At 70.6% G+C, this 17,334-nt stretch carries 12 protein-coding genes; 2 read left to right on the top strand and 10 right to left on the bottom strand.

The features are described 5' to 3' along the window. Positions 1-283: 283 nt before the first annotated feature. Positions 284-2,107: a phosphoenolpyruvate carboxykinase (GTP) gene (locus ACF08W_RS12095; RefSeq protein ID WP_385214403.1), complete on the bottom strand. Its 1,824-nt coding sequence runs from the start codon at positions 2,105-2,107 to the stop codon at positions 284-286. 212 nt (positions 2,108-2,319) lie between these two features. Here ACF08W_RS12095 and ACF08W_RS12090 point away from each other — a divergent pair, with 212 nt between their 5' ends. Further along, positions 2,320-3,018, top strand: coding sequence for a hemolysin III family protein (locus tag ACF08W_RS12090; RefSeq protein WP_385214406.1), 699 nt, complete (start codon positions 2,320-2,322; stop codon positions 3,016-3,018). 119 nt (positions 3,019-3,137) lie between these two features. Here the strand turns inward: ACF08W_RS12090 and ACF08W_RS12085 are convergent, their stop codons facing one another. The 8 genes from ACF08W_RS12085 to ACF08W_RS12050 all read right to left on the bottom strand — a co-directional run bounded on the left by ACF08W_RS12085 (position 3,138) and on the right by ACF08W_RS12050 (position 15,430). After that, positions 3,138-5,153: a thioredoxin domain-containing protein gene (locus ACF08W_RS12085; protein WP_392279192.1), complete on the bottom strand. Its 2,016-nt coding sequence runs from the start codon at positions 5,151-5,153 to the stop codon at positions 3,138-3,140. Between the two features lie 90 nt (positions 5,154-5,243). Beyond that, positions 5,244-5,912: a type I-E CRISPR-associated protein Cas6/Cse3/CasE gene (gene cas6e, locus ACF08W_RS12080; protein ID WP_392279191.1), complete on the bottom strand. Its 669-nt coding sequence runs from the start codon at positions 5,910-5,912 to the stop codon at positions 5,244-5,246. Then, positions 5,909-6,739 (bottom strand): type I-E CRISPR-associated protein Cas5/CasD, encoded by an 831-nt coding sequence (cas5e, locus tag ACF08W_RS12075; protein WP_352273424.1) that lies wholly within the window; start codon positions 6,737-6,739, stop codon positions 5,909-5,911. The genes cas6e and cas5e overlap by 4 nt, the downstream gene beginning before the upstream one ends. 2 nt (positions 6,740-6,741) lie before the next feature. Continuing rightward, on the bottom strand, positions 6,742-7,935 hold the full coding sequence (gene cas7e / locus ACF08W_RS12070; protein WP_392279190.1) for a type I-E CRISPR-associated protein Cas7/Cse4/CasC: 1,194 nt from the start codon (positions 7,933-7,935) through the stop codon (positions 6,742-6,744). A gap of 52 nt (positions 7,936-7,987) precedes the next feature. Next, the gene (gene casB / locus ACF08W_RS12065) at positions 7,988-8,632 is read right to left on the bottom strand and encodes a type I-E CRISPR-associated protein Cse2/CasB (protein ID WP_392279189.1); all 645 of its coding nucleotides are present in this window, start codon (positions 8,630-8,632) and stop codon (positions 7,988-7,990) included. A 26-nt stretch (positions 8,633-8,658) separates the two neighbouring features. Next, positions 8,659-10,221 carry a type I-E CRISPR-associated protein Cse1/CasA gene (casA, locus tag ACF08W_RS12060; protein ID WP_392279188.1) on the bottom strand — a complete coding sequence of 521 codons (1,563 nt, stop codon included), beginning with the start codon at positions 10,219-10,221 and terminating at the stop codon, positions 8,659-8,661. A 189-nt stretch (positions 10,222-10,410) separates the two neighbouring features. Further along, positions 10,411-13,242, bottom strand: a complete 2,832-nt coding sequence (locus ACF08W_RS12055; protein ID WP_392279187.1) for a CRISPR-associated endonuclease Cas3'' — start codon at positions 13,240-13,242, stop codon at positions 10,411-10,413. A gap of 364 nt (positions 13,243-13,606) precedes the next feature. Then, the gene (locus ACF08W_RS12050) at positions 13,607-15,430 is read right to left on the bottom strand and encodes a flavin-containing monooxygenase (protein ID WP_392279186.1); all 1,824 of its coding nucleotides are present in this window, start codon (positions 15,428-15,430) and stop codon (positions 13,607-13,609) included. 177 nt (positions 15,431-15,607) lie between these two features. On the opposite strand from ACF08W_RS12050, the gene ACF08W_RS12045 reads away from it, so the two are divergent. Beyond that, positions 15,608-16,627: an SMP-30/gluconolactonase/LRE family protein gene (locus tag ACF08W_RS12045; protein ID WP_392279185.1), complete on the top strand. Its 1,020-nt coding sequence runs from the start codon at positions 15,608-15,610 to the stop codon at positions 16,625-16,627. A gap of 90 nt (positions 16,628-16,717) precedes the next feature. Here ACF08W_RS12045 and ACF08W_RS12040 read toward each other — a convergent pair whose 3' ends face one another. Next, a complete protein-coding gene (locus ACF08W_RS12040) occupies positions 16,718-17,308 on the bottom strand; it encodes a helix-turn-helix domain-containing protein (RefSeq protein WP_392279184.1) in 591 nt (196 codons plus the stop codon). Positions 17,309-17,334 lie beyond the last annotated feature (26 nt).

The following is a 17,334-nucleotide window of genomic DNA, read 5'->3' as shown; positions in this document are numbered from 1 at the left end:
TGCCCCGGCCGACCGCGCCGGAGCCGATGTGAAGGATCATCGAAGCGTTGTGAAGGTCCGGTGCGCAAGCCCTGAGGGGACTTCGGGCGATCCTCGGGCGTTCACCGCGAAACGCCGGAATGGCTGGAATAACCGGAAAGGGGAACGACCCCCGGAACCGCGAGGGGGTTCCGGGGGTCGTCGTACCGCGGCGGGCTGTCGGCCCCACAGGTCAGGGCGGATGTCCGGGGCCCGGCCGCGGGGGTGTGCGGGCGCGTCCCGCGCGGGGCGCGCCCGGGGAGCGTCAGCCCAGGCGCTCGACCAGCGCGTGGTACTCGTCCCACAGCTCCTTGGGCGTGTGGTCGCCGAAGGTGTTGAGGTGGCCGGGGACCAGCGCCGCCTCCTCGCGCCAGACCTCCTTGTCGACGTCGAGCAGGAAGTCCAGGTCGTCCTCGGAGAGGTCCAGGCCCTCGGTGTCGAGGGAGCCCTTGGCCGGCAGGACGCCGATCGGGGACTCGACGCCCTCGGCGCGGCCGTCGAGACGGTCGACGATCCACTTCAGGACGCGGCTGTTCTCGCCGAAGCCGGGCCACACGAACTTGCCCGCGTCGTTCTTGCGGAACCAGTTCACGTAGTAGATCTTCGGGAGCTTGGACTGGTCCTTGTCCGCGCCGACCTTGATCCAGTGGTTCATGTAGTCGCCCATGTTGTAGCCGCAGAACGGCAGCATGGCGAACGGGTCGCGGCGCAGCTCGCCGACCTTGCCCTCGGCGGCGGCGGTCTTCTCGGAGGCCACGTTGGCCCCGAGGAAGACGCCGTGCTGCCAGGTGAAGGACTCGGTGACCAGCGGGACGGCGGAGGCGCGGCGGCCGCCGAAGAGGATGGCCGAGATCGGCACGCCCTTCGGGTCCTCCCACTCCGGCGCGATGATCGGGCACTGCCCGGCCGGGACGGTGAAGCGGGCGTTCGGGTGGGCGGCGGGCGTGTCGGACGCGGGCGTCCAGTCGTTGCCCTTCCAGTCGGTGAGGTGGGCCGGAGCGGTCTCCGTCATGCCCTCCCACCAGACGTCGCCGTCGTCGGTGAGCGCGACGTTGGTGAAGACGGAGTTGCCCCACATCGTCTTCATGGCGTTGGCGTTGGTGTGCTCGCCGGTGCCGGGCGCGACGCCGAAGAAGCCGGCCTCGGGGTTGATCGCGTAGAGGCGGCCGTCCTCGCCGAAGCGCATCCAGGCGATGTCGTCGCCGATGGTCTCCACGGTCCAGCCGGGGATCGTCGGCTCCAGCATGGCGAGGTTGGTCTTGCCGCAGGCCGACGGGAACGCGGCCGCGACGTACTTCGCCTCACCCTGCGGCGGGGTGAGCTTGAGGATGAGCATGTGCTCGGCGAGCCAGCCCTCGTCACGCGCCATGACGGAGGCGATGCGCAGCGCGTAGCACTTCTTGCCGAGCAGGGCGTTGCCGCCGTAGCCGGAGCCGTAGGACCAGATCTCGCGGTCCTCGGGGAAGTGCGAGATGTACTTGGTGGAGTTGCACGGCCACGGAACGTCCTCCTGGCCCTCCTCCAGCGGGGCGCCCAGGGTGTGGACGGCCTTGACGAAGAAGCCGTCGGTGCCGAGCTCGTCCAGCACCGCCTGGCCCATGCGCGTCATGGTGCGCATCGAGACGGCGACGTAGGCGGAGTCGGTGATCTCGACGCCGATCGCGGAGAGCGGGGAGCCGACCGGGCCCATGCAGAACGGGACGACGTACATCGTGCGACCGCGCATCGAGCCGCGGAAGACGCCCTTCTCACCGGTGAAGATCTCCCGCATCTCGGCGGGGGCCTTCCAGTGGTTCGTCGGACCGGCGTCCTCCTCCTTCTCGGAGCAGATGAACGTGCGGTCCTCCACCCGGGCGACATCGCTCGGGTCGGACGCGGCGTAGTAGGAGTTCGGGCGCTTGCTCTCGTCCAGCTTGGTGAACGTGCCCTTGGCGACGAGCTCCCCGCACAGGCGCTCGTACTCGGCCTCGGAGCCGTCGCACCAGACCACCCGGTCCGGTTCCGTTATCTCGGCGATCTCGTTCACCCAGGAGACGAGCTCCTGGTGGTCGGTGGGAAGAGTGGGGGGAGCCGCGATGTCGCGCGCCACGATCGCTCCTTGTAGAGGGTGTCTGCTTGGTAGTTGCCCCGTGGGGGCTGCGACCCGGATGCTTCTACCCCTTCGAATCCCGTTGGCGCTCATCCGGTGCCGACCGCACTCATTTGATCATCCGCCCGTTCCGCCCATATGTCCAGGGGGCCGCACACGTGAGCATCGCCACTTGTATCGGTTACCTACGGTTGCGTAGGTACGATGCGGGGATGACTGCTGCCGCTGCCGCACCCGCGCCCACCGGGCCGGAATCAGCCGAGTCCGACGCCCTTCCCGTGAAGCCGCGGCTGCGCGGCTGGCTGCACGCCGGGATGTTCCCCGCCGTGATCGTCGCCGGGGTGGCGCTGATCGCGTTCACCGACAGCTCCCGGGGCCGGATCGCCTGCGGGATCTACACCCTGACCGCCTGTCTGCTCTTCGGCGTGAGCGCGCTCTACCACCGGGGCACCTGGGGTCCGCGCGGCGAGGCGGTGCTGCGCCGCCTCGACCACGCCAACATCTTCCTGATCATCGCGGGCACGTACACCCCGCTGACCCTGCTGCTGCTCCCCGAGTCCACCGGGACACCGCTGCTCTGGGCGGTCTGGGCGGCGGCCGCGGCGGGGATCGCCTTCCGGGTGTTCTGGGTCGGCGCCCCGCGCTGGCTGTACACCCCGTGCTACCTGGCGATGGGCTGGGCGGCGGTCTTCTTCCTGCCCGACTTCATGCGGACCGGCGGGATCGCCGTCCTGGTGCTGGTGGTCGTCGGCGGGCTGCTCTACAGCGCCGGCGGGGTCATCTACGGCATCAAGCGCCCCAACCCCTCGCCGCGCTGGTTCGGCTTCCACGAGGTGTTCCACTCGCTGACCCTGGCGGCCTTCGTCGTCCACTACGTCGGCATCTCGCTGGTCGCCTACAACCACCACTGACCGTCGGCCACACGGGCGCACCGCCCCCTCCCGGGGGCCCGGTGCGCCCGCGTACTCGTTCCGCGACAGGACCGGCCGGCCGAGAGCGGAGGCGCTTCCCCGCTCGCTTCCCCGCTCCCCTACCGCCGCGCCCCGACCTTCCGGGCCAGCTCGGCCGCGTCCGTCGTCGGCGCGTCGCACACGAAGCGCCGGCAGACGTACGCGGTCGGCGCCCCGCCCGCCATCGGCCGGTCCGCCAGCAGCGGGAACTCCGCCCCACCGGCCTCCCCCGCCGCGACCACCGCCCCCGGCGCCGTACCCAGCAGCGCCGTACGGTGCAGCTCGCCGCCGACCGGTCCGACGACCGCGATCTCCCGCACCCCGTCGAGCTGCGCCTCGGCGGCCGCGAGCCCCCAGCCGATGAACCGGGGCACCCGGGGCCCCAGCGCCTTCACCACGCCGAGTGCCCGCTCGGCCGCGGTCCGGTGCGGTTCGGAACCGGTGTGCGCGGCGTACGAGAGCAGCGCCCCGGCCGCCGCCGTCCAGCCGGCCGGGACCGCGTTGTCGGTGGGGTCCTGGGGGCGGCGGATGAGCTGCTCGGCGTCGTCGGCGGTGTCGTACAGCTCGCCGCCCTCGCCGGTGAAGTGCACGAGCACGATGTCGAGGAGGAACCCGGCGAACTCCAGCCAGGCCCCCTCCCCGGTGACCGCCGCCAGCGCGAGGAAGCCCTCGGCGACGTCGGCGTAGTCCTCCAGGACCCCGGCGTTGTCACCCGACCGGCCGTCCTTCGAGGTACGGGTCAGCCGCGCGGTGTCCCCCATATGGACCCGGACCAGCAGGTCGGCCGCCTCGGTGGCGCGCTCCACCAGGTCGGGCCGGTCGAAGTAGGCCCCGGTCTCGGCGAGCGCGGCGACGGCCAGCCCGTTCCAGGCGGCCACCACCTTGTCGTCCCGGCCGGGGCGCGGGCGCGCCTCGCGGGCGGCCAGCAGCCGGGCCCGGACCCCGGCGACCCGCTCCGCGTCCGCCACCCCGCCCCCCGCGAGCCGGAGCACGGAGGCACCCTCCTCGAAGGTTCCCTCCTCGGTCACCCCGAAGTACTCGGCGGCGAAGGCGGCGTCCGCCTCGCCGAGCACCTCCCGCAGCTGTTCGGGCGTCCACACGTAGTACGCGCCCTCGGTGTGCCGGCCGGCCGCGTCCTCGCTGTCGGCGTCCAGCGCGGAGGCGAACCCGCCCTCGGCGGTGCGCAGTTCACGCACCATGAAGTCGGCGGTCTCCAGGGCGATCCGCCGGGCCTGCTCCGCACCGGTGGCCCGCCACAGATGCGCGTACACCCGGCAGAGCAGCGCGTTGTCGTAGAGCATCTTCTCGAAGTGCGGCACGACCCACTCCCGGTCCACCGCGTACCGGGCGAACCCGCCGCCGAGCTGGTCGTAGATCCCGCCCTCGGCCATCGCCCGGCAGGTGTCGGCGGCCATCTGGAGAGCGCCCTCGGCCCCGGTGCGGGCATGGTGGCGCAGCAGGAACTCGACGGTCATCGACGGCGGGAACTTGGGCGCCCCGCCGAATCCGCCGTACCTCTCGTCGTAGTCGCGGGTCAGCCCGAGCAACGCCTGCGACAGCTCCGGCTCCCCGGGCAGCCCGTCCCCGCCGCCGACCAGCGAGCGCCCGCCCAGGTCCCGCACGATCCGCGCGGCGACCTCGGTGACCTCCCCCCGCCGCCCGCCCCAGGCGGCCGCCACCCCTTCGAGCACCTGCCGGAAGGACGGACTCCCGTGCCGCGGCTCGGGCGGGAAGTACGTACCGAAGTAGAACGGCTCCCCGTCCGCCGTCATGAACACGGACATCGGCCACCCTCCCTGCCCGGTCGCCGCCTGCACCGCCTCCATGTACACCGCGTCCACATCGGGCCGCTCCTCGCGGTCCACCTTGACGCAGACGAAGTGCTCGTTCAGATACGCGGCGGTGGCCCCGTCCTCGAAGGACTCGTGCGCCATGACGTGGCACCAGTGGCACGAGCTGTACCCCACACTCAGAAACACCGGCACATCCCGCCGCCGCGCCTCCGCGAAGGCCCCCTCCGACCACGGCCACCAGTCGACGGGGTTGTGGGCATGCTGCAACAGATACGGTGACTGCGCTTCGGCAAGGTGGTTCATGCGGCCACCCTCGCACGATCCCGATCTGTCGACCCAGCCCGCAGGGGCGGGTCCCGGATTCGGTCCGCCGAAAAGGGCAGTCACCCGCGCCTACTCCCCCGCCCGTAGCGGCGCGATGGTCAGCAGCCCGCACCCGTACGCCCGCCCTTTTCCGACGCCACCGGTCATCGCGGCTCGCAGCGCATCGGGATCGACGATCTCCGCGGTGCCTTCGAAGCGGACCCGGTGATGACGCACCTTTTGGGCGCCGCTGCCCTTTCCACGGCGGCCAACAGCCGCGTCCAGCGGGTGGGAGAGGTGTGTGTGAATCTTGAGACCGGCGATTTCTGCCCGTCGGTGCCACCAGTCGTCGGCATGGCGGCCTTGGAGGGCAACGACCGAAGGCAGGTTCGTGTACAGCTCCCGCGTGGTGCTGCTGGGGCGACGGATGGGGTTGGCGTCGCAGCGATAGGACAGGAGGCGGCCGTGGGCAAGGGCGTCCAGAAGCGGCTCGATGCTGCGGGAGGCCACCCCAACCGCGTACCCGCCCGGAAGCCGTTCCGGGGCGATCTCCTTATTGCTCTGGACCATGAGCACGGCCTTTCGCTCGGTCCGTTCGACCCGGTGCAGTACGCCGAAATGTCTGCGTGGCTCTTCGAGTTCGGGAAGGTCGGGGAAGAGGGACATCACGCGCCGGTGCATGGCCACGGCGTTGCGCAGTTCCTCGCGTACGTCGGTCCGGGACGTGTCGAGAACGAGGCGGGCGAGCCAGGTGGTCATACGGCGGCCTCCGGACCGTCGGGCGAGGGCACGGTGGCGGGGTTCAGATACCGGGCGAGCTCTTCCAGGTAGTCGACGCCGAGCTTGTTGGTGTACAGCTGCTCGGGCGGGTGCCAGGAGCCCCGGTAGAGCCGACGGGTGCGGAAAGCACGCCGGTGCGAAGCGGTGTCGACCGGTTCGTCCTGTACCTCGGAGCTGGGGCGGGAGCCGTCGTCGGTGTCCTCGGGATGGCGTGGGAGCCAGCCGAGGGGGCGGTCGGCGAGCAGCGTCACGGCAGCAGAGGTCCGGGACCGCGCGGGCAGGGGAAGCCGCAGGAGGCCGCCGAGGACGTCCGCACTGCGGTCGAGCAGAACGGGGCCCTCGGGCGGGCAGCCGCGGCGGCCCAGGTACAGGGGCCAGCGCGGAGTGGTCAGCGCGTCGGCGCAGCGGTCGAGAACCGCCTCTTCCGGGCAGGTGAGCGCACAGACGAAGGCGGCGTCGGCAAGGTAGAGCCGGTGGCCGTAGAGAGTGGACCTGTTCTCGCCGCGGTTGCCGCCCTTGGCTGTTCGGACGGTGTCCTTGGGGGCCAGGCCGCCACCGACGGTGTGCAGGTCGCGCAGCACGTAGCCGGGCCGGTCGATGCGCACGGTGAGTCCCAGTCGGCGCAGGTCGCTGTTGTCCTGCCCGCGGGATCGGCCCAGCGCGCAGGACAGCAGGCCGAGCACGCCCGACTTGGTGGGGAAGGAGGCGGTGTCACGCTCTTCGGTGAAGTGGCTGCGCTCTCCCCAGGATTGCAACGGCGCCGCGAGGCGCAGCAGCAACCCGGGCTCCCGAGGTGGCTGTGGCACGGTCACGCTCCGCTCCCCAACGGGGCGAACGCGGCTCCGACGCCGGCTTCGACCAGCGCGTCGAAGGAGTCGACGCGCGCCCCCAGTCCCTCGATGTCCTGGCCGGTACCGGCCCAGTGGGCGGAGAGGATGCGGTTGCTGCCCATGAGAGTGGTGGCGGTCCGTGCGTACGCGACGAGCTGGTCGCGGGACGCGGCTCCGTATCCGCCGCCCTGCGCGAAGCGCACCGGGGTTTCGAAGGCTGCGGCGAAGGAGAGCGGGCGGTCGCTGCGGACGCTGATGTGAACGAGGTCCGGTGCGGTGTGCGGTGCGGTGGAGTTCTTCTTGGCCTGCGGCAGGGAGCGGATGAAGGCGGAGAGGAAGGCCCCGGCGATGTTACGGGCATCCTCGGAGGCGTCGCGGGGGCCTCCGGAGGTGCGGACCTTGCCCATGTTGGCGATGAGTTCGCGCAGGTCGATGGTGGCGAAGCGGTAGAAGGTGCCGGCGGAGAACTCGGCCTCGTTGAGGTGGCCGCTGCCGGTCTCGCCCCAGGCGGAGGTCAGGTCGTCGACGGCGGTGAAGTAGTCGACCTGAACGTCGCTGCGGTGAGTGGTGAAGGCATGGGCGACCTGGACCGCCCCGTCGACATCGGCGCCATCGACCTCGGCGAGCATGCGGCCGAAGGTGTGGATGACGGCGTTGCCCCGACGGATGATGCTCTGAATCTCGGCTGCGGGGAGCTGCGACTTGTCGGTCGCCTTCTCGATCTTCTTTTTCTTGATCTTGTCCGGGTGCTCGGCGGCGAGGTCGGCGAGTTCCTCGATCGACTCGGAGGACAGATAGACGAGTCCGTTGGTGATGGCCTTGTAGTTCTCCTGGTCCGGTTTCCCGTCGATGGCGAACTTGATCCCGGAGGCCGCCACGACGTGAGCACCGGCCCGACGTGCTTCCTGGTGGTCCCAGCCGTGCTTCTCCGTGAGGACGTCGGCGACGGCCTTGTCGATCCGGCGGGTCCGGGTGGCGTACTGTCCGATCTCCTTCTGGAACTCCTCGCGCAGCGCCCTCTTCCATGACTGGCTGCTGACACGAGTGCGCCGCACACCGCCGTAGTCCACCGTCTTGACGGCGTTGAGGTCATCGCGGTTCAGCGTGGACACGGGGACGCTCTGGAGAACGTGCACGTCGACGAAGCAGGCGGGCAGGTGCGCGGTCGCCACGGAGGGCTCCTTCTGGAGTGGTGTGCGGGTACGGCGGTCGGACTGAGGGTGCTCAGGCTTCCGGGACGGCCTGGGCTACGTCGGACTGGTCCTTCTTCCCCCACTCATCGCGGTGGAGGGTACGGAAGTAGTCCTGCTGCCACCGGCTCCCGATCTCTGCGGCGTTCCACGGCCAGCGGGTCAGATCGCTCAGCAGCTGGGCCCAGTCGGGTTCGGTCTCGTACTGGCGCAGGAGGCGGGTGGTCTGGGGGAGGTAGCGGTGCAGCCCGGTGGGGCTCTGGCGGACGAGGAGGTCCAGACGCCTGCGGGTGTTGTCCCGGCGGCGTGAGCGTTCCTGTGCGGGAGCCTTGAGAACGGACTCGGCGAGGGTGTGGCCGAAGCTGGCACCGTAGACACCGTTCGGCTGCTCCGTCTTCGGTTCCTCCACCGGCCGGTCGCGAACGACGTGGCGGGGCTGATCGGCGATGAGCGCGGCGACCGCGTAGTAGGCGCGGTCCCGCTCCCGGTTCCGCTTCTCGGGGAGCCAGTGTGCGATGTACTCCTGCATCCCGGATGCCTGGTCGATGTCCTTGCCCAGACCTCGGCGCAGGCGCGCGTGCGCCCCGGGGTTTTCCGCGCACAGCTGCCGGATCTCCCGTACGAAACTCAGGTTCTCGGCGCGGCGCTCCTGCACCGTGGCTCTGCGGTCTTCTGCCATGGGGCACCTTCCGGTCGGCGTGATGACTACTTGTTCTTGCGCACGGGGCGCGTAGCCCACAGCAGGCCATGGGCTTCGATCACTGCCTGGTTCCCGCGGGTGGAACGGGTGAGCGGTTCGGTCGCGTGCTTGTAAGCCTCCTGGGCGAGTCGCAGGAAGGCGTCGCGCGCCCCGCGGATGTCCAGGCCGCCGTCGGGGTCCTCGCGAGTACGGTCGAGGCAGTCGAAACGGGACCAGAACTCGCGTTCGGCAGCCGGCCAGTACAGGGCCTCGGCCTGCGGGACGAGTTTGCCCGCCTGCTTGGGATCTCCCCTCGTGTACAGCTCCCAGGCCTTGCGCACCGCTCCGACGAGGTTCTCCCCGTACCGTTCGCCCAGCCTGCGCAGTCGTCCGACCGCGACCTGGGCTTCGGGGACCCGATCGGTCAGATGGCCCACGGTCGAGGGGGTGAGTCCGCTGACGAACTGGATGTTCTTGGACTTGTTCTGGTCCAGGCCGAGCGCCCTGATGCGCAGTTGCTCGGTGAGCTCGGCCGCCGTCGCGAACAGTCTGGGACGTTCCACCGTGGTCGCCTCACCGTCGGCCTCCGGGGGCTGATGGCCCAGCAGGCCGTCCAGATCCCTCCACAGGGCCCTGCTCGCCTTGGCCGGTCGGGCGGAGCGGATGTCCTCGTTCTTGACGGTCCTGTGCTCCCAGACGAGGTACGGGTCGTCGAACCCTCCCGGAAGGCGGTACGCCCAGGTGATGCGGGCGTCCGTGACGTGCTCCCCGCGATCGTCGGGCTGGAGCAGGAGAGCGTGCCGCGAAATGTCCGTCCACCAGCCGCAGGGGCCGAGCGGAACGGGGGGAGCGCCCGCCGGGTCCGTCGGCTCGTCCCGCTCCCAGGAGCAGAGGTCTTCCGTGCGCCGTACGTCCGCCCCGGGGCGCACAAGCCCGGCGAGAAGGGTGACCAGCAGCGATTCCCCTTCCGGGTGGTAGGAGAGCGATCCGTGCAGGGGCCCGCGCCTGGCTTCGGAGATCCGCTCTCCGTGGAGCAGTCGGGGAGTGCATTTGCCGGGGGCCCCGTAGTAGTGCCACATCAGCAGGTACAGCACCGCCGTGGCCGCGGAGGGCGGGTGCGGGGCGTCGTCGCGGACGTGACCGAACCAGGAGTGGTTGTTGCCCGAAGGCCGGGTCACCACCAGTTTGTTGACGCCGCTCGACTCGGTGCACTCCTCCGCCAGGCGCGGGTCCTGCAGCCACGGACGGCCGGTCGGACCAGCGTCAAAGAGGAAGAAGCGGTGGTGCCACTGATCGACGTACCTCGCGATGCGGCACTCCGGCAGTGCTCCGTTTTCGAGGACTTCCTGACGTCGGCGCAGCCAGTCGGTGTCCAGGGCCTCGTCGTCCTGCTCCTCGTCGAGCCTGGTGACCCGTGCGGTGAGCGCGTACAGCACCCGCAGGAGTGCCGAGTGGGCGGCGGCGAGCGGGATGTCCAGAGCTTCGATGTCCTGGCAGCACCGCAGAAGTTCCCGGAGGCCCACGGATTCCGGGCCGTCCCGGCCGGGGAGCCAACGCACCGGAATCCACGGTTCGTCGAAGAGATTCATCGCCCGTGACGGTTCCATTGTTCCCCCGGTCTCCCGCGTTCTCTTCCGCCCCGGAGACCCGTATGGCAGCCCTACCCCGGCAAGGCCGCGCACTCACCGTGCCCACGACGGGACTTTACGTAGCCCCGGGTTGTCGGTGAGCGTAGACGATCACCATGTGCAGTGCGCCCTTTTCGGAGAATCAGGCGATCAACCGTGCCTGAACAGGCCGGTCCTGGTGTACCCGACCCGCATGGCCCCGAGGAGACCGGTGTCGGGGTCGCCGTCCGCGCCGAGCACCACGGGATACACCTGATTCAGCCACGTCCGCTTTATCCAATATGTGTAATTGAGGTTCTTGAGGCGGGGGAACCGCTCACGGCCCATCTGCTCCGACAGCCCTCCCGCAGGCGCCCACTGCGGCGGAACCGGAATCGCGTGCCGGGCCAGAGCGGCCACGGCCGAGCCTCCGCCCTCCTTGAGGCGCGGCACCTCCTCCTTCCCCTCGGGATCCAGGAAGGGAACCTCGCCCCGGAGGTGGATGAACAGCACGTATGCCTCCTCGATGCCCATCGTGGCTGCGAGGCGCTCCTTCGTGAGGCCGCGCTCGGTCCGGGTCAGCTCGTACAGATCGCCGTGGACGTCCGCTGGACCGCGGATGCCGGCGCGCCGGGCTTCGTGCAGCAGCCATGCCTCGTGTCCTTCGGCCGCGGCGGCCAGAAGGTGCCCCTTCCGCCTGGCTCTGATGTCCTCGAAAGCGGCCAGATAGCTGTCCGAGTCATAGACCTGGCGGATCAACCGAGCTGCGTCATCGGGGAGTCGAAGCTGCGGTCCGTGCGATCGGAGCGCTTGGACCGTGTGCTGCCGCAAGGCCCGGTCCATCGGCGAGCCGGTCTGCTCCCCGCCTTCCAGGATGGTCAGGCATCGGCCGTGGGAAGCGCGGGCCAACAGCGACGGCAGCGGGGCGGAACGAGTGACGACACGTTCGAAACGGAACGGGAGGTATTCGGCAAAGGCGGGGGTGGTGACGAGCACCGAGCCGTCCTGCGCCGCATTCTTGTGGGCTGCCGCGCATTCCTCCATCAGCTCGCGGAAGTGGTGTCGGCGGAAGCGCTGGTGCAGCAACCGGACCTCGCCGGGTGTCGCGTGCAGGCGACGGTGCTGTTCGATCGCGATGAAGGTCCGCTGGGCCTCCTCCACACTGTCACAGCACACAAGGGTTGAGCCGGTGCCCCCGGACCGGTCCGTGACGGCGTCCACGTACGGGTCCGCGCCCCCGGGCCTCGACCGGGCTTCGAGCAGGGAAACAGGCAGGACCGAATCCTCCGGAGCGTCGTCGGCGACCGCGGTGACCGACCCGTCCCGCCCGTCGACGTACAGCCAGCCCGGCCTCGGCAGCTCCGCCGACGGCGACGCACCGTTCTCCCGGGTTTTCGGCCCCCGGGCCACCTGCGCGCCTCTCCGGTATGCCGTCACCAGACGGTCGGCACTCTCCCCGGCCAGGGTGTCGGTCAGCAGGACCACGGATGTCCCGAGGGCCGCCAGCCACTCCACCAGCGAGCACAGGAGCTGATGGAGCGCCGGCTCCTGTGGGCGCACGTCGTCCACCACGAAGACCTTCTCGCTGAGCCCGAAAAGTCGCACCGCGTTGTCCGGCACGGGCAGGACGGCCAACAGGAACTGGTCGAGCGCGCCCACCCCGAGCGGGGCCAGCAACCCACGGCGCTGCTGGGTGAGCCACTTCTTCGCGACGGCCTGGTCCTCCGGGGCGAGGCTGAGTTCGGGGATGTCCTCGAAGGCGGTCTCCGGCCCGACGTCGAAGGACATCGTGTGAAGGCGGACGAGCTCGCCGGAGCCCTCCAGAAGCGTGCCGGCCAACGACGCCAGCTCCTTCGACGCATCATCGAGGTGCATCTCGTCCGGTAGCGCGAGAGCGATGCCTCGGGCCTTGGACGCGCGGCCCAGCTTCGAGGCCGCCACCATCCCCAGCCGTCGGCGGGCAGGCCCTGTGGGAGCACTCACCAGGAGCATGCCGCCCTGCGCGGGCCCGGCCTCCGTGAGGAGGCGTCGCGCGAGTCGGCCGTGCACGGAGCCGTCCGGGAACCCGGCGGCCCGCAGCAGTTCCTCCTCCGGCGAGGCAGCGAATCCACACCGCCCCAGAGCCTGTTTCCCCACTCGCTCACGGGCTGTCTCCCGGACACGCTCCCAGTGCTGCCGAAGGGCTTCGTCGCAGCAGCACGCCTCGTCCGCGAGACAGCGCACCGACTCGATCGATTTCGTGTCGCTGGCCATCCAGTCCGCCACCATCACCACGCCCAGCACCACGACCGCGAGTTCGACCGGGAGCATGCCTGTCGGTACCGGGCCGTCGTCCGTGATCAGCGTCCGCACCATGCGGGCGTGGCCGAGGCGTTGCTCCGGCCATGCGCCCAGCCCGAGCTGCGGCAGGAATGTTGCCGGGCTTCTTAGCTGCCGCCTCTCCATCCGCGGGTAGAACGACCCGTGGTGCCCACCCAGCAACTGCCCGACGGCATGACCGATGAGATCGCGGGCCTGCCCGCCGGGAGCGTCCGCCGAGTAGCCCAGTTGCTCGAAGATCCCGGGCAGGGCCCAGTGGGTGATCCTGTCGTGCGGCGCCGTTCTGTTGTTGGTGCCGCCCCTGCCGTGCCGGTAGCGACCGTCAGCGAGTAGTTGTTCGAAGTACTCCGGGTAGTCCTTACACGCTTCCGTGGAGAGGAAATGCTGGTAGGACGGAGAGATCTTCCCCAGATCGTGCAGCGCGGCCCAGAAGGCCAACTCCCGTGCGGCGTCAGGCTCCGACAACCCAAGCTCCAGGGCGACACGGGCGCGCAGGGACGGCCCGACGGTCAACTCCCACAGCTCCGCGAAGTAGGCGCCGGTGTCGACGAGATGGCAGACCACCGGGTACGGCTTCGTCAGTCCCCTGTCCTTGCCCCGTAGGCGGGCGTCCAGGAATCGGGTACGGCCGTGGTGACAGAGGGGGCTCTCGCCGTTGGACCCGGTTTCGGCACTGCTCTCCATATGAGTGTTCTAGCAGGGCCTCCAAGACATCTACCCTCAAACGGACTTCATGTGGCGTACAGTCGGGGGCGGGTCAAGGAGATCCAGCGACTGCACGACAGGGGATGCGTCCCCACGGCTCAGTGACACTGCCCAGCGGGTCCCGAGCCTGGTATCCGTGTAGCCGCCGATCTCCAAGGTGTCACTACATGAACAAGTCCGAGAACCGCTGCAGTGGGTTCTTCAAGCAGTTTGCCGGCTCCTTCGTCGGCAAGTTGCTTGCGGGGATCCTGCTGGATTGGTGGTCAGGACAGTAGTCCCGACCCATGGCCCGGACTTCGGTCCGGGCCTCTTCTTGTTCCTGGCCCCGTGCCGGCTCTGGTCGTCACGGCCGCTGACCCGCCCTCCCCCGAAGCACCTCCCCCAGGGACTCCTCCCGCCACCGGGCCAGGAGTTCGTGGAAGGCGACGGCGCCGTGCGGGTAGGCGGTGGGGCCGTTGGGGCGGCCTCGGCCTTCGCGGTTGTAGTAGCCGGGGGTGCATTCGGCGTGGAACCACTCGTGGTCGGGGGCGCCTTCGGCCAGGAGGGCGAGCCAGGCGTCCTCGGTCCCGGTGGAGGGTTCGATGAGGGCGTCGGCGGCTTCGGCGGCGGCGACGAGGGCGGCGGCGTGGCGGGCCTGTTCGTCGAGGATGTGGGTGAAGTTGACGCTGCTGGCGTTCTGGAGGGAGCCCAGCTGGATGAGGTTCGGGAAGCCGTTGCTGGTGAAGCCGTGGAGGGTGCGCGGGCCCCGGCGCGCCCATCTGTCCAGGAGCTCGACGCCGTCCCGGCCGCGGACGGGGAGCCTGCCGGAGTGGATGCCGGAGGCGCCGACGTCGAACCCGGTGGCGAAGATCAGGCAGTCGAGCGCGTACGGGGTGCCGCCGACCACGACGCCGTCCTCGGTGACGCGCTCGATGCCGTGGGTGTCCGCGGTGTCGACGAGGGTGACGTTGTCGCGGTTGAACGCCGGGTAGTACAGGTCGGAGAAGGTGGGGCGCTTGCAGGCGTAGCGGTACCAGGGCTTGAGCTTGCGGGCCGTCTCCGGGTCGGTGACGGTCTCGTCGACGCGGGCGCGGAGTTCGTTCATCTTGGCGGCGTCGGCGGTCTCGTAGGCGGCTTCGAACGCCTCGCGGTCGCCGTGGCGCCGGAAGCTGGGCAGGAGTTTCTCCAGCAGGCCGGCCGACGCGGTCCACCGGTCCGCCACCAGGTCCTCCTCGGCGGGCTCGCCGGAGACGATGCGCAGGTAGTTCTCCCGGCGTTCGCGGGCCCAGCCCTCGTGGTCGGCGCCGACGTCCCGGGCGGTGGTGCGGCGGTTGGCGCGGACGTCCACGGTGGAGGGGGTGCGCTGGAAGACGTAGAGGTGGGCGGCGTCCTCGGCCAGCATGGGGACGGCCTGGACGGCGGTGGCGCCGGTGCCGACGATGCCCACCCGCTTGTCGGCGAGTCCGGTCATGCCGCCGCCGGGGGTGCCGCCGGTGTAGCCGTAGTCCCATCGCGAGGTGTGGAACGTGTGCCCCGTGAACGTCTCGATCCCGGGGATCCCGGGCAGCTTCGGGTCGGTGAGGGTTCCGGTGGCGGTGATGACGTACGTGGCCCGGAAGGCGTCGCCGCGGTCCGTGGCCACGATCCAGGTCTCCGAGGCTTCGTCCCAGGTCAGCGCCGTGGCGGCGGTGGAGAACAAGGCGTCCGCGTAGAGGTCGGCGTGGTGCGCGATCCGTACCGCGTGGCGGCGGATCTCGTCGCCGGGGGCGTACTTCCACTCCGGTACGTAGCCGGTCTCGTCGAGCATCGGCAGGTACACGTGGGACTCGATGTCGCAGTGGACGCCCGGGTACCGGTTCCAGTACCAGGTGCCCCCGAAGTCGCCGCCCTTCTCGACGATCCGGACGGACTGGACGCCGTGGCTCCGCAGGTGCGCCCCGGCGAGGATGCCGCCGAACCCGCCGCCGATCACGGCGACGTCGACGGTGTCGCGGCGGGGCTCCCGCTCGTCCGGCCCGGTGGTGTACGGGTCGGCCGCGTAGTAGCCGAAACCGGCGTCCGCGGTGCGGTACTGGGCGGCGCCGTCGGGGCGGACGCGCCGTTCGCGTTCGAGCCGGTAGCGCCGCCGCAGCGCCGTCAGTTCGTCGGGGTCGCCAAGCTGATGCACCGTCACGTGGATTCCGTTCATGGGCTGTTGGGGGGCGCGGGGCGGGTGTGGTCGGCTACGGTAGCAAGTACCGGACAACACTGTCCGGTTACGGTTCGACGGCACGGCGGTATTCGGCCACACAACACATCGCCCCGTTGGCGCGTACACGCTCCGGAGCAGCGGAAACCTCGCGACGAACAGGAAGTGTGATCTCCCATGCAGCAGTTCTCGGCCCGTTCCTTCGCCGTGCTCGCCGCGGTCGGCACCCTGCTCCTCACCGGGTGCGGCACGGAGAGCTTCGACCCCGGGGGTACGGCACCCACCGCCACCGAGGGCAGGACCGTCCGGGCGCAGAAGGTCATGCGGCTGACCCGGCCGCACGCCGGGACCGGGATGACCCTGCTGGAAGGACCCACGTTCGACGGGAACGGCGACCTGCTCGTCGTCGATGTCACCGCGCCCGCGGGCGAACCCAAGGTCATGCGGGTGGACGTCGGGAGGAAGACCTTCCGCACGTTCCACACCGACGACCGGGGCGCCTACACCTCGGCGCAGTTCAGCCCGTACGACGGGCGGCTCTACCTCAGCGACTTCGCGCACGGCGAGATCGTGAGCCTGGCCCCCGGTGGCGGCGATCGCCGGACCTTCTTCTCCGGCGAGGTCGACGGGGTGCGGATGAGCCCGGACGACATCGCCTTCGACCCGGAGGGCAACCTGTACGTCAGCGATTCCCGCGGGCTGTCCGAGAACGAGGCGCACGGCCGCGTGGTGCGGATCGACCGCGCGGGCGGGAACGCCACGGTCCTGGCCGGGGAGCTGGCCGCCCCGAACGGGATCTCGTTCGACGCGGAGTACCGCGGGCTGTGGTTCAGCGAGCTCACCGAGAACCGGATCTCCTACCTGCGCCTCGACCAGGACGGGAAGGTCACGTCCCGGCACACCGCGATCCGGGTGGACGGCGGGATCGCGCAGACCGACTCGATCGCCGTGGACGCGGACGGCAATCTCTACCAGGGGCTCCACGGCCGGGCCGCGATGGCCGTGTACGACCGGTACGGCAAGCGGCTGGCGACCGTGGAACTCCCTTCCGACACACAAAGATTGGAGTCGGCGACGAACGTGGCCATCACGCCGGGCGGGACCCGGGCCTACCTCACCGTCAGCGGCCCGGCCGGCGGGTATCTGTACGCCTTCGACGCGCTCGCGGAGGGCACTCGGCAGTCCAACGGGGGCTGACGGAGGTCGACGACAAAGGTCGACGGAAGCTGACGGAAGTCGGTAGAGGCTGACGGAGGCCGGTACCCGGACCCCGGCACCCGGACCGGCTCAGCCCTCGAAGGGGGCCACCCGTCCCACCTCGACGCCGAGCAGCCGCCAGGCGGCCAGCGCCCGGCGCTCCCTCTCCTCGCGCGTGGCTCCGGCGACCGCGGCGGAGACCATGGCGACCGCGAGCGTCAGGTCCTGCCCGGCGCCCAGCCGATGGCCGCCGGGCAGCCGGCGCCGCAGCGCGCGCTCGACGCGCCCGGACAGCCCCACCGCGTGGGCGCGGACGTCGGAACGGCCGCCCGGCCGGTCGGTGTGCAGCAGGCCGATGAAGGCCGACGACTCGATCAGATGCCAGGTCAGCACTCCGAGGACGTCCGGGAAGGCCATGCCCCCGGTCTCGGCCGCCCGCTCGATCTGCCGGACGTTCTCCTCCAGCACCGCGGCCACCGCGGCGGCCCGGTCCGGGAAGTGCCGGTAGAGCACGCCCTGCCCGACCCCGGCCCTGCGGGCGATCGCGGACAGCGGCACCTCCAGACCGTGCTCCGCGAAGACCTCCCGGGCGGCGGCGACCAGCGCGGCCCGGTTGCGGACGGCGGCCCTCGGCCCGTCGTTCGCGGGCCGCCGCGCGTCCTGCCCGGTCTGCTCCGTCACCCCGGCAGCGTACCGGCCGTGGGCCC

This window comes from Streptomyces sp. NPDC015144, from assembly GCF_043079735.1.
Taxonomy (GTDB): Bacteria; Actinomycetota; Actinomycetes; order Streptomycetales; family Streptomycetaceae; genus Streptomyces.
Note: the sequence above shows the minus strand (reverse complement) of the source record. Positions and strands in the feature narration are given on the sequence as shown.